The following is a 12,171-nucleotide window of genomic DNA, read 5'->3' as shown; positions in this document are numbered from 1 at the left end:
GCTTCGTTTTTCCCAGAGTCCGGTAGCCCCTCATGGACCTTCGTATTTCGGCTCTGCGCATCGATTACGGCGCGGATCAGCCAGGCCTGGCCGGTGTAGACCTCGATATTGCCGCAGGCGAACAGGTCGCAATCATCGGCCCGTCTGGCGCCGGCAAGACCAGTCTGCTGCGCTGCGTCGGCACCGCCCTGCGCCCCAACAGCGGAAGCATCGAGCTCGGCCGCGTACAGCCATGGCAGATCAGCCGCGCGGCCCTGCGCAGCTTGCGCAGCCGAATCGGCACCGTGCATCAGGCACCCCCGCTGCCACCGCGGCAACGTGTCGTCACCGCAACGCTGGCCGGGCGCCTGGGCCAGTGGCCCGCGTGGAAATCCTTGCTGTCATCGCTCGTTCCGCAAGACATTGCCGGAGCACGCACGGCGCTTGAACGCGTCGACCTGCAAGACAAGCTCTTCGAGCGCTGCGACCAACTCTCTGGCGGGCAGCTTCAGCGTGTCGGCATCGCACGCGTGCTGTACCAGGCGCCCGCCTTGATTCTGGCGGACGAACCGGTTTCAGCACTTGACCCCTCCCTCGCCGATCACACGCTCGCCGTGCTTTGCGACGACGCACGCACCCGCGGCGCCACGCTGATCGCCAGCCTTCACGCCGTGGAACTCGCGCTCGCACGTTTTCCGCGCATTGTCGGCGTGCGCGATGGCCGCATCGCATTCGACAAGCCCGCCAGCGCGGTAAGCGAAGACGACCTCAAGTCGCTCTACGCATCGGAACGGGTTACGCCGGGTGAGCCAGGTGCCGCCCACGTCGTGACGCCGCGCGTCAGCGCAACCGGCCTGCCATGCTGCTGAACCGCGACATGCGAGATCCAGCGCTCACGCAGCGGCTGTTAGTCAGCATGCTGGCGCTCATGCTGGCCTGGCCGATCGGTCATGTCGCCGGCGTCAATCCCGCGGCCCTGGTTGAGCCCGCCAACCTGCGCGTCGTCAGCAGCTTTATCGCTGGCTTCTGGCCGCTGGCGCACGACAGCTTCTTCCTCGGTCTGCTCGGCGACGCTGTGCTCCAGACGCTCGCAATCGCCACGGTCGGCACGCTGCTCGCATTGCTGATAGCGATACCGCTCGCAATTGGCAGCACCGCCGCGCTTTCCGTCACCGCGATCGGCCCGTCACCAAACGGCCTGTGGCGCCCTGCGTTGCGACAAGTGCTGCGCGCGCTGACCCTGTTGCTGCGTGGCGTTCCTGAGCTTGTATGGGCTTTGCTTTTCGTGCGCGTGTTCGGCCTTGGGCCCAGTGCCGCCGTGCTTGCACTCGCGCTGACCTACGGCGGCATGCTCGCCAAGGTGTTCGGCGAGATCCTCGACTCCGCCGACCGCCGGCCCGCCAAGGCGATCCTTGCCGCCGGCGGCAGCCGTCTCGACGCGTTGATGTACGGCTTGCTACCCGTTGCCGCAGCCGAGCTGCTGTCCTACACGGTCTATCGTTGGGAGTGCGCGCTGCGCGCAGCCGTGGTGATGGGGCTGGTCGGCGCGGGCGGCCTTGGCCAGTTGATGGACCAGTCGATGAAGGCCTTCAACGGCGGCGAGATCGCCAGCATCCTGACTGCCTTCCTTCTGCTGGTGCTGTTCGCCGATGCCTTGTCCGACGTGCTGCGCCGCTGGATGGCCAACACCCGCAAGGATGGCCGTCGACGCGCGCTGAACGGCTGGGCGCTTGGCCTGATCGCGGCCTTGGCCTGCCTGGCATCGTGGCGCCATATCGGCCTCGATCTCGGTGCGCTGTTCGGCGATCGCGCGGGCAGCGACATTGCGCGCTTTCTTCGCGAATTCCTGCCGCCGGCCCACGACGCCACACTGCTGACAAAGATCGGCAGCGGTGCCGTCGAAACATTGGCCACGTCCCTGGTCGGCACCGTGCTCGCCGCGCTCATCGGCATCGCGCTCGCCCTGCCGGCTGCAGGTCGCATCGGTGCCGTAGCCAAAGCACTGACCCGCTTCGTCCTGAACCTGCTGCGGGCAGTACCCGAGCTGGTTTGGGCAACGATCACGGTGCTCGCGGCTGGACTCGGCCCCTTCGCGGGTGCGCTCGCCCTTGCATTGCATACCGGCGGCGTACTCGGTCGGCTCTATGCCGAAGCACTGGAGAACGCGCCGCCGGCAGCCGAGGCCGCACTAAGGGCCAGCGGCGCCCCGCGCGCGCCCGCGTTCCTCTATGGCGCGCTGCCGGAAGTAGCGCCTCAATGGCTTGCCTACACGCTCTACCGCTGGGAGATCAATATCCGCATGGCGGCGGTGATGGGCTTTGTTGGGGCCGGCGGGCTGGGTCAACTGCTCTATTACGAGCTCTCGCTGTTCCGCCTCGACAATGCCTGCAGTGTCATCGTCGCCATGCTGGCGCTCGCGCTCGTGGTCGACCAAGCCAGCGCAATCCTGCGGCACAAGATGGGTTGAACCGCCGACGCTAATCACGGCAATCAGGAGGTTGAGGCGCCTGGGCGTGAAGCATTCGCTTCGCTCCAGCGCCCCGACCGGCGCAAGATCAGGCGTCCGGTGTTTTGTGTCACCTACCCTAATTCCTTTCGCACGCCCCCTGCTGCCGCGTACCCCCCACAACCATGCCTCAATTGATCCGCATTGCCCTGGTGCTGCTGACCTGCTGCACAACGCTGTCCGTACGCGCCAACGAATCCGCACCGCCCCAAGGCCACTTCGCCGTCGACCGCTACGATGTCCATTACACGCTCGGCTCAAGTGGTGACTACATCGCCGAGGCCGAAGAAACGACCCATGCCCTCACGCCGGATGGCGCCCAAATGCTGGGCAAGCGGATGTTCTCGCACAGCACGAAACAACAGGCATTCGATGTGCTCATCGCGGAAACGATCAAGAGCGACGGTCGCAGAATTCCGGTAAAGCCTGACGCCATCGAGACGCAGGACGGGATTCTCGGCGAGAAGACTTTCCGTGACCATCAAGTCACGTCGATCACTTTTCCCGACCTCGCACCGGGCGACCGCGTTCATCTGAAATGGCGCCACACGCAAAAGGAACCCGTGCTGAAAGGGGTGCTTTCGCTGGTGGAGTCCGTTTCGGACTCAGTACCGATTGGCGCCGCCACTGTGACAGTCGACGCACCACCCGGGCTTGCCTTGCAGATCGAGGCACACCGTGTGCTGCTGGTGCGTGACGACAGCGATGCCACAGGCCGCCACCTGCGCTGGACCTACACGAACACGGAAATCCGAACGCCCGAGCAGGCCGAGGCCGACGCCGCCCTTGAGAATCCGCATGTGTTCGTCAGCAACCTGAGATCGTGGGATGAGATCGGTGTTGCGTACGCAGCCGAGCACCGCCCTAGCGTCGTAATGTCGCCCGCAGTGCATGCGCTCGCCAGCAAAATCACACAAGGTGCGACAGAACCTCGCGCCAAGGCGCAGCAAATCTATGACTGGGTGCGCAAGAACATCCGTTACGTTGCCACCTATATCGGTAACGGCGCATGGCGGCCCCATTCGACCGACTGGATACTCGAGAACCGATATGGCGACTGCAAGGATCACGTCGTCATCCTTGAAGCCCTGCTGCGCGCTGCCGGCATTGAGAGCAGCCCCGCGCTGATCTTCGCGGGCCCGGACGAATACCGCCTCCCGGGCATCCCGCTGCTCCGCTTCGACCATGTCATCACCCACATCCCCGCGCTGGGCCTCTACGTGGACGCCACCGCGGAAACCGTGCCGTTCGGACTGCTCCCGGCCAATGAAATCGACAAGCCGGTCATCCTTGCCTACCGCGCGGACAACCCGGCACGCACTCCGATGGACACGCCCGAGAACAACACCGAAATCCGGACAACCCATGTGACCGTCCATAGCGACGGCTCGGGCGAGCGAAGCACCGAGCTCAGCGCACACGGCATTTCAAGCGTGATGGTTCGGAATTGGTACCGTGGCCTTGGCCAAGGCAAACAAAAGGAATGGGCCGAAGAGCAGTTGCGGCGTTACCGTCTGAGCGGAACGGCCGACCTCGTCGAGATTTCCGACGACCAACAGTCCAGGGTCAGCTACCGCAACACCCAGCACATCGAGAATTTCCTCAGCGGTGAGGAGATCGGCGTGATGTCACTCGATGCTGCATTCTCAGGGTCCGTTGCGGTACCCGTGCTGCTCGGACGCTTCTACGCGACCACTCGCACGCGCCCCGGTGTGTGTCGCCCCGTCAAGGTGGATGAGACCATCACAGTCCGATTCGATACCGGCGTCTCCGTCCTGCGCCTGCCGCGCGACCGACATATCTCGGCCAACGGTATGCAGTTCGATGCAAGCTACAAACAGACCAACGACATCGTGACCGCGAAACGCACGTTCGTATGGAATCCGCCGCATAGCGACTGCAGCGCGGCCGAATTCACGACGCTTGCGCCCACCGCGAAGAAGATCGTAAGTGCGTTGAACACGGGCCTGGCCTACCAGCGCGCAATCGCCGATTGATCACCCTCCGGCGGCCGATTGCGCGACGCTGACGCAAGCAGACAGAACGAACGGCGACCGGACGACGCCCGCGCCGACTCAGGTCAAGCCGTCCGACGCCAATTTGCCGGCCGCCCGCAACTCGCTGATTCGCCGATAGAGCGTTCGCTCGCTGAGCCCCAGCGACCGGGCAAGCGCCTTGCGCGACCCCGAGTAAGCGGCCAGCATTGCCACCAGCCTGTCGTCACTCACGGGCTCGACGCGAAGCGCCGTAGTCGGCAAGGCGCCCGACTCAAGCATGTCGGGCAAGTGTTCCGGCGTAATGGTGTCGCCATCGCACATCAGACTCGCCCGTTCGAGCAAATTCCGCAATTCGCGAACGTTGCCCGGATAGTCATAGCGCTCGAGCTTCTGCATGGCTTGAGCCGACAGCGCCAGATTGCGCTGCGGCGCTACCCGCTTGAGCAAGGCCGGCACGAGCGCGGCAATGTCGGAACGGCGTTCGCGCAACGCTGGCACGCGAATCGGGAACGTATTGAGCCGATAGTAGAGATCAGCGCGGAATTGCTGCGCGGCGACCATCTCTCGCAGCGATCGATTGGTTGCCGAAACGACGCGAAGATCTGCACGCCGCCCCTCGGTTGCGCCGACACGGCGATAGGTGCCCGTCTCCAGCAGACGAAGCAGCTTCACCTGCATCGTCAGCGGGATTTCGCCAACCTCGTCAAGAAACAGCGTGCCACCGTTCGCGGCTTCCACAAGCCCGGCGCGCGCAGTATTGGCGCCGGTAAAAGCGCCCCGCTCGTGCCCAAACAGCTCGCTCTCGAACAGACTCTCCGGAATACCTGAGCAGTCGACCGGCACAAAAGGCCCTGTGGCCCGCCGGCTGCCATCATGAATCGCTTGTGCCACCAATTCCTTGCCGGCGCCGGACTCACCTTCAAGCAGTACCGTGGCGTCGGAACCGGCGACACGTGCGACGAGCTCGAGCATCTGCATGAAGGCCGGCGCGCTGCCGATCAAACCGTGCTGGCTCCCGGGCGCGCGCGGCACCGGCAAGGCTGCGATCCGCTCGACGAAGTAACGGATCTGGCCGCTCGCGTCCCGAATTGGCGTCAGCTCGATATCAACGTGCTCTTCCCCGCGCGGCGTGTGATGCAGATGGAGCACACGCTCGCGCTGGCCGGATTGGCGGCTGCGCGCCAGCGGACACACCTCGCCGGCTTGGTCGCAAGGCACCTTGAACTGGTGGAAGGCCTCAAAGCAACGCAGGCCGACCACGTTTCGCCCATCCGCAAGCTGTGCGCGGTACGCGGCGTTCGCCGCGAGAATCCGGCAGTGCGAATCGAGTACCACATGCGGATCAGGGGCCGCATCCAGCAAGGACATCAGTTCCGCAATGGGCTGCTCGGGTGGGGTCATGACAAATCCATCAGGTGGCAGCCAGCATGATGACACTTACTGCCATTCACTGCCATGAACTGCCACACGCTGCCAATAACCCGCCTTCGGCAGCGCCCGTACTTTGGCAAACGCCGGCATGAAACGCTAAGCCATTGGCGCAACACATAATTCCAGACAAACCCTGAACTCGCCCGCATTTTGCTTAGACAGCGATACGCCCGGCACTAGATGGCGTGACGCGTGGTGCGCCGCATCGGCGAAGCACGCTTCCGATCAGTGCCGATTTCGCCGACATGCTCGGCCAAGACAGATCCGGATTCGCAGCAATCCGCAACGGGTTCGCACCTCCGGGCAAGCACCCCGCGCAGCAGTGGAGTACGAGGCATGTCCCTCCAGACCTTGCAGGCCAGGCCAACGGCCGCACTCAATCGCCCATGCAGGATTCGCCGCATCACGCGCGGACAGTGCATCTATTTCGAAGGCGACAGGGGACAGCCGTGGCAGCTGGTCTCAGGCATCGTTCGCCTCGATCGCAGCGAGCAAGGCGAAAACCAGTTCGCGAGTCTCGCACTCGCCGGTGACCTGTTGGGGATAGAAACGCTGCTCGACGCAAACTACGCCTTCCAGGCGACCGCCCTGACTGAATGCGCAATCGAGCCGTGGCGCATGCCGCTCGCGGACGCGGGTAAACGCGCAGTGCTCCGGACACTCATCTCCGCCGAGCAGCGTGCCGCCGATCTGATCGCAATTCGCACCGGTCAACCGCTCGAACGAGTACGTCGCCTGATGTTGCTGCTCGCAGGTGGCAGTAACGCTGGCCTGCTACCGACGAAGCTTGCCCTGCCAAAGCTTTGCGACATGGCAGACATCACCGGCCTGGCTTCCGAAACGGTGTGCCGATCGATCAGCGAGCTCCGCCGCCAAGGCGTGCTGACACGCAAGGGGCAGCGCAGCGCCCTGGTATCGATGGTCGACTTGTCCGAACTGGAGTGTCCGACCGAACAGTAGTCGCAAGATGGCCGCGGGCTTCGGTCTCGTTCAGGAACCGCTAGCCTATCCGCCTGTCTGCTTCCTGTCGGCGCCGCAGAATGAAGCCGACCCTTGCCGCTTGGTCGGCGCCCGCAGTTTGCACATTCAAGGCAATTCAAATTGAACCTTCACGCTGACTTGCGCCAACGTGCTGTTGTGCTGCCTGACGATACCGGCTGGGTTGCGTCACCCTCCGTGGGCATTGAGCGACGCATGCTGGATCGGAACGGCAAAGAACAAGGGCGCGCGACCTCCGTCGTCCGCTACGCAGCCGGCTCAGCCTTCCCGCCCCATGACCATCCGGGCGGCGAAGAGATTCTGGTACTTGAAGGCGTGTTCTCGGACGAACGCGGCAACTACACCGCCGGCACTTACATCCGGAACCCCGTCGGATCACGCCACGGGCCTTACAGCGACCTGGGCTGCACGCTGTTTGTGAAACTCTGGCAGTTCGATCCCGAGGATTCGCAGCGCGTGGTGATCGACACCAACCAAGCGGGCTGGCATCCGGGCCTCGTTCCGGGCCTGAGTGTGCTTCCACTGCACAGCTTCGGCACGGAACATGTGGCGCTGGTGCGCTGGGCGCCCGGCACGCAGTTCAAGCGGCATTGCCACTGGGGCGGCGAGGAAATTCTGGTGCTCGAAGGTACATTTCAGGACGAGCACGGCAGCTACCCCGCCGGTAGTTGGCTACGCAGTCCGCACCAGTCCGAGCACACGCCGTACAGCGATGAGGGTTGCCTGATCTTCGTGAAGACGGGGCATCTCGCCCGCGAGAGTCTGAGCCCCTAACGCCCGAGCATCACGCCGCAGCGGCGAGCGTGTCGCTCAAAAGCTGCCCGGCAGCAAGACGAATCACGCGGGAGCAACGCGCTGCAAGGCGTTCGTCATGTGTTACCAGCACCAGCGTCGTACCGGCCTCGCGGTTCATGTCGAACATCAGATCGGCAATTTGCAGGCCGGTAGCCGCATCAAGGTTACCAGTCGGCTCGTCCGCCAGCAGCACCGCGGGCTGCACGGCGAAGGCGCGCGCGAGCGCAACGCGCTGCTGCTCGCCCCCCGAAAGGTGCTTCGGATAGTGGCCAACCCGGTGCGACAACCCGACCCGATCGAGCCAACGGTTCGCCACCGGGGCGGCGTCACGCCGTCCGGCAAGCTCGAGCGGCATCATCACGTTTTCCAGCGCCGTCAGCGCTGGCAGCAACTGGAAGGATTGGAATACGAAGCCGAGCGCCTCGCCGCGCATGCGAGCACGATCGTCTTCATTCAACAGGAACAGATCCGTTCCACGCAACTTGACGGTCCCCGATGATGGAACATCGAGGCCGGCAAGCAGACCCAGCAAGGTGCTCTTGCCCGAACCCGACTCGCCCACCACCGCCACCGTCTCGCCTGCACCCACCGAAAAGCTGATCTGCTGCAAAATCGTCAGCTCGCCGTCGACGCCGTCGACGCGCTTGAGCAGATCCACCGCTTCCAACACCAGCGAGGTATTCGGGTTCATGTTGCGTTCCATTGTTGCGCTTGTCTGTCTGTGCTCCGGAGTGTGCCATGCGGCCACGATTCTCGTGTTTGGCGACAGCCTGTCCGCCGGCTTCGGTCTGCGCACTCAGGACGAAGCCTGGGCAAGTCTGCTCCAGAAGCGCCTCGACACATCCGGTTACCGCTACACCGTCGTGAATGCCAGTGTCAGCGGCGAAACCACAGCCGGCGGTCGCACACGCCTGCCAGCCGCTCTTGCACAGCACAAACCAGCAATCGTGATTCTCGAACTTGGCGCCAACGACGGCCTGCGCGGCCTTCCGCTCAAACCCATGCAAGAGAACCTCAGCGAGATGGTTCGCCTGGCGAAAAAGTCCGGCGCCAAGGTCGTCGTTGTGGGCATGCGCCTGCCGCCGAACTACGGCCCCGACTACACGGAAAAGTTCCGGAACACGTTTGCCGAGGTCGCAAAAGCCGAAGGGACGCCGCTCGTGCCCTTCCTCATGGAAGGTTTTGCGCAGACAAACACATACTTTCAGGCAGACGGCCTGCACCCCACGGCCGCAGCGCAACCGCGGGTGCTCGACAATATCTGGCCAGCGCTCAAACCGTTGCTCAAGCGCTGAGCGATCGCGCTGCGATCACGCGATGCGGACCAAGGGCGGCCCTTCCAGCAACTGACCGATTACCGCAGCCTCACCAAAGCCATCGGCGCGAAAGGCTGCCAGTACCGCTTCGACACCGTCAGGCGCGCAGCTCACAAGCAACCCACCTGAGGTTTGCGGGTCTGTCACCAGCGTGCGCTGCCAGGGCTCGAAACCGTCAGGCGTCAGCACGTCGGCGCCATAGCCGTTCCAGTTGCGCCCGGTCGCACCGGTGGCCATGCCCTCCTTCGCAAACGCCACCGCCTGCGCAATCAGCGGCAATGCATCAAACGCAACCGCGGCGGCAAGCCGCGATCCGCGGGCGATCTCAAGCAGATGCCCGGCAAGACCGAAGCCGGTGACGTCGGTCAGTGCGTGCACGAAGTCCATCTTCGCAAGCTGCACGCCAACCCGGTTGAGCTTTGTCGTATGGCGGATCATCTCGGCGTAGCCAGCGCTATCAAGCCGACCTTTCTTCAAGGCGGCGCTGAGAACACCAACACCCAACGGCTTGCCAAGGATCAACACGTCACCCGCCTGCGCATCGGCGTTGCGCTTGACCTGGTCCGGATGCACCAAACCCAGCGCCACCAAGCCGTAGATCGGTTCGGGGATGTCGATCGAATGGCCGCCGGCGATCGGAATGCCGGCCTCGCGGCATACCGCCGCACCGCCTTCGAGGATGCGCCCGACCACTTCAAGTGGCAGTTTGTCGAGCGGCATGCCGACCAAGGAGAGCGCCATGATCGGCTGACCACCCATCGCGTAAACGTCAGAGATCGCGTTGGTCGCCGCGATGCGGCCGAAGTCGTATGGGTCGTCGACGATAGGCGTGAAGAAGTCCGTCGTCGCGACCAGCGCTTGCTCGTCGTTGAGGCGATACACCGCCGCATCGTCTGAGGTTTCGTTGCCCACCATCAGTGCGGGCGGCACAATTCCAGCGGGTGCGCTGGCGAGCAGACGCGACAGCACCGCCGGCGCGATTTTGCAGCCGCAGCCGCCGCCATGGGAAAATTGCGTAAGTTTGATATCCATATCCGGACCTTGGCGGAGAATCCGCTGATTTTACCTGCCTGCCGCACACCCGCTTTCCGGAGTTTTCATGCAGACACCCCGCGGCATTGCCCGCATTGCCGATCTCGCGAACTTCGACGCGATCATCGACGTCCGTTCGCCAGCCGAGTTCGCTGACGATCACATCCCCGGCGCGATCAACTGCCCGGTGCTGGACAACGAACAACGTGCCCAGGTTGGCACGATCTACAAACAGATATCGGCATTCGAGGCGCGCAAACTCGGCGCCGCGATGGTGGCGGAGAACATTGCCCGCCATCTCTACAAGCATTTCCAGGACAAGCCCAAGGACTGGCGGCCGCTGCTCTACTGCTGGCGCGGCGGGCAGCGCAGTGGCAGCTTCACGACCTGGATGCGCATGATCGGCTGGGATGCCTGCCAACTCGAAGGCGGCTATAAGGTGTTCCGCCGCCATGTCATCGATCGTATTGAAGCGCTGCCACCTACGCTGCGTTTTGTCGTCGTCTGTGGCGCCACGGGCAGTGGCAAGACCCGCCTGCTCGACGCGCTCTCCGAACAGGGCGCACAGGTGCTGGATCTGGAGGGGCTCGCGAAACACAAGGGATCGGTCCTCGGGCGCCTGCCAGGCATCGACCAGCCAAGCCAGAAAGCCTTCGAGACAGCGCTTTGTGAGCAACTATCCCGCTTCGCGCCGGAGCGGCCGGTCTTCGTCGAAGCCGAGAGCCGCAAGATCGGCGTCATTCAGGTGCCAGAACCGCTGATCGAGCGTATGCGCGCGAGCGAGTGTGTGGCGGTAGAAGCAAGCCGCGACGCCCGGATCGACTTCCTGCTTGGCGACTACGCCTACCTCGGTGACGACGTCGAAGACCTGCAGCAACGCATCGATTGCCTGCGGAGTTTTCACAGCAACGCCACGCTGGACGAGTGGAAGCAGCTCGCCGCCGCCGGCAATCTGCCGGAGCTCTTCGCTGCGTTCATCGACCAGCATTACGACCCGCTCTACAAGCGCTCGCAGAACAAGAACTACGGGCGCTTTGCGGATGCACGCCCGGTTGTCCTCAACGATCTTTCGCCGGCCAGCCTGGCGGCCGCGGCCGGCGAGTTGATCAAGGCACTTACATGATCTGAACGCTGATCGTTCGATCTTTCCAGAACATGCCGTGCAGGCGTTTCTGAAACTCTTGCAGCACGGTGTTGTTGACGTCGGGAAAGATCAACTGGGCGGCCGGGCGGCTACCGTCGCCCGGTTCACGGCGGATTTCGGGCACTTCGATACCGCAGTACTTGCGGACCAGTTCGCGAATGTCGTCGTCCGTAGCCTCGGGGTTAATGTTCGCAATCCATAAGCTCATCGCATCGCTCCGTTGTGGAAGGGGTATCGCCCCTTAGATCATAGTCCCGGGCGAAGGCCGGCGCGCGCACAGACGCTGCACGCACGCGGGGCGCGGCACAGTCTGCTCGCCTTGTTCGAAGGCCAACACATCGAGCTCGCACTCAATCGCCCAGTGATGCAACTCGTCGGGCGCGAGCAGGAAATCCGGATTGCTCGGCCGGCCAAAACGCGCCTGCCCCAGCATGAATGTCTCGTAGATCAGCACTGCGCCCGGCAGTAGCATGGCCGCAAGGCTTGGAAGATGGGGCCGGTAGAGGTAGTTCGTCACAACCACGCTGGCGAATACCTGCCCGGCGAGCGGCCAGCGCTCGCCCTCCAGGTCGCAGCACAGCGTCTCGACGCCCGGCACATCTGCAAGGGCATCCAGGGCCAGCGCGTCGCGATCAACCGCCAGAACGGGCCAACCCATTGCCGCCAGCCAGCGCGCGTGCCGCCCACGACCACACGCGAGATCAAGCACCCGGCCCTGCGGCAGCAGGCCCGCTTGAGCCACCACCCAGGACGAAGGTTCACCGATGGTTTGGCCGCTGCCTTGCAGCGCGGAATCCTTGTTTAACATTGCCGCCACCATTTTCTTTGCCACCCGCCTGCGCGAGACTAAGCAAGCGCGCGCCAAACCGAAGACAATAGCCTTGCGCGGCCGACCCGGCCCGCAACCTCGGCCGGATGACCCATCGCAAGTGTGCTGTCAGCCGCGCCGCCTACGATGCCGCCAACAACCGG

The 12,171-nt window shown here is 63.8% G+C and carries 12 protein-coding genes; 7 read left to right on the top strand and 5 right to left on the bottom strand.

What is annotated here, in order from left to right:
- Nucleotides 1-32 precede the first annotated feature (32 nt).
- From HH302_RS05635 to HH302_RS05625, 3 genes are all read left to right on the top strand, one after another.
- Nucleotides 33-848, top strand: a complete 816-nt coding sequence (locus HH302_RS05635) for a phosphonate ABC transporter ATP-binding protein (protein ID WP_172199361.1) — start codon at nucleotides 33-35, stop codon at nucleotides 846-848.
- Nucleotides 839-2,446, top strand: coding sequence for a phosphonate ABC transporter, permease protein PhnE (phnE, locus tag HH302_RS05630; RefSeq protein ID WP_172199358.1), 1,608 nt, complete (start codon nucleotides 839-841; stop codon nucleotides 2,444-2,446). Before HH302_RS05635 ends, phnE begins: the two co-directional genes overlap by 10 nt.
- A gap of 164 nt (nucleotides 2,447-2,610) precedes the next feature.
- Nucleotides 2,611-4,482: a DUF3857 domain-containing transglutaminase family protein gene (locus HH302_RS05625; RefSeq protein WP_172199355.1), complete on the top strand. Its 1,872-nt coding sequence runs from the start codon at nucleotides 2,611-2,613 to the stop codon at nucleotides 4,480-4,482.
- Nucleotides 4,483-4,560: 78 nt separating this feature from the next.
- On the opposite strand, the gene HH302_RS05620 is transcribed toward HH302_RS05625, so the two are convergent.
- Nucleotides 4,561-5,883, bottom strand: a complete 1,323-nt coding sequence (locus HH302_RS05620; protein WP_172199352.1) for a sigma-54-dependent Fis family transcriptional regulator — start codon at nucleotides 5,881-5,883, stop codon at nucleotides 4,561-4,563.
- Nucleotides 5,884-6,249: 366 nt separating this feature from the next.
- Between HH302_RS05620 and HH302_RS05615 the strand changes: the two genes are divergently transcribed.
- Nucleotides 6,250-6,873 carry a Crp/Fnr family transcriptional regulator gene (locus HH302_RS05615; protein ID WP_172199349.1) on the top strand — a complete coding sequence of 208 codons (624 nt, stop codon included), beginning with the start codon at nucleotides 6,250-6,252 and terminating at the stop codon, nucleotides 6,871-6,873.
- A 177-nt stretch (nucleotides 6,874-7,050) separates the two neighbouring features.
- Nucleotides 7,051-7,686: a cupin domain-containing protein gene (locus HH302_RS05610; RefSeq protein ID WP_371814616.1), complete on the top strand. Its 636-nt coding sequence runs from the start codon at nucleotides 7,051-7,053 to the stop codon at nucleotides 7,684-7,686.
- A gap of 10 nt (nucleotides 7,687-7,696) precedes the next feature.
- Here the strand turns inward: HH302_RS05610 and HH302_RS05605 are convergent, their stop codons facing one another.
- On the bottom strand, nucleotides 7,697-8,410 hold the full coding sequence (locus HH302_RS05605) for an ABC transporter ATP-binding protein (RefSeq protein ID WP_172199343.1): 714 nt from the start codon (nucleotides 8,408-8,410) through the stop codon (nucleotides 7,697-7,699).
- Here HH302_RS05605 and HH302_RS05600 point away from each other — a divergent pair.
- Complete coding sequence (locus HH302_RS05600; RefSeq protein WP_172199340.1) at nucleotides 8,397-9,002, top strand: arylesterase; 606 nt, start codon at nucleotides 8,397-8,399, stop codon at nucleotides 9,000-9,002. The two genes, HH302_RS05605 and HH302_RS05600, sit on opposite strands and share 14 nt — an antisense overlap.
- Before the next feature lie 15 nt (nucleotides 9,003-9,017).
- Here the strand turns inward: HH302_RS05600 and selD are convergent, their stop codons facing one another.
- A complete protein-coding gene (gene selD / locus HH302_RS05595; protein ID WP_172199337.1) occupies nucleotides 9,018-10,055 on the bottom strand; it encodes a selenide, water dikinase SelD in 1,038 nt (345 codons plus the stop codon).
- Between the two features lie 67 nt (nucleotides 10,056-10,122).
- Here selD and mnmH point away from each other — a divergent pair, with 67 nt between their 5' ends.
- Nucleotides 10,123-11,178 carry a tRNA 2-selenouridine(34) synthase MnmH gene (gene mnmH / locus HH302_RS05590; RefSeq protein ID WP_172199334.1) on the top strand — a complete coding sequence of 352 codons (1,056 nt, stop codon included), beginning with the start codon at nucleotides 10,123-10,125 and terminating at the stop codon, nucleotides 11,176-11,178.
- On the opposite strand, the gene HH302_RS05585 is transcribed toward mnmH, so the two are convergent.
- Nucleotides 11,171-11,407 (bottom strand): RNA-binding protein, encoded by a 237-nt coding sequence (locus HH302_RS05585; RefSeq protein ID WP_172199331.1) that lies wholly within the window; start codon nucleotides 11,405-11,407, stop codon nucleotides 11,171-11,173. The two genes, mnmH and HH302_RS05585, sit on opposite strands and share 8 nt — an antisense overlap.
- Before the next feature lie 33 nt (nucleotides 11,408-11,440).
- Nucleotides 11,441-12,019 carry a methyltransferase domain-containing protein gene (locus tag HH302_RS05580; protein WP_253945989.1) on the bottom strand — a complete coding sequence of 193 codons (579 nt, stop codon included), beginning with the start codon at nucleotides 12,017-12,019 and terminating at the stop codon, nucleotides 11,441-11,443.
- Between the last annotated feature and the right edge of the window lie 152 nt (nucleotides 12,020-12,171).

Origin of the sequence: Niveibacterium sp. COAC-50 (assembly GCF_013184235.1) — a bacterium.
Taxonomy (GTDB): Bacteria; Pseudomonadota; Gammaproteobacteria; order Burkholderiales; family Rhodocyclaceae; genus Niveibacterium; species Niveibacterium microcysteis.
This window is presented reverse-complemented; position numbering and strand designations above follow the sequence as displayed.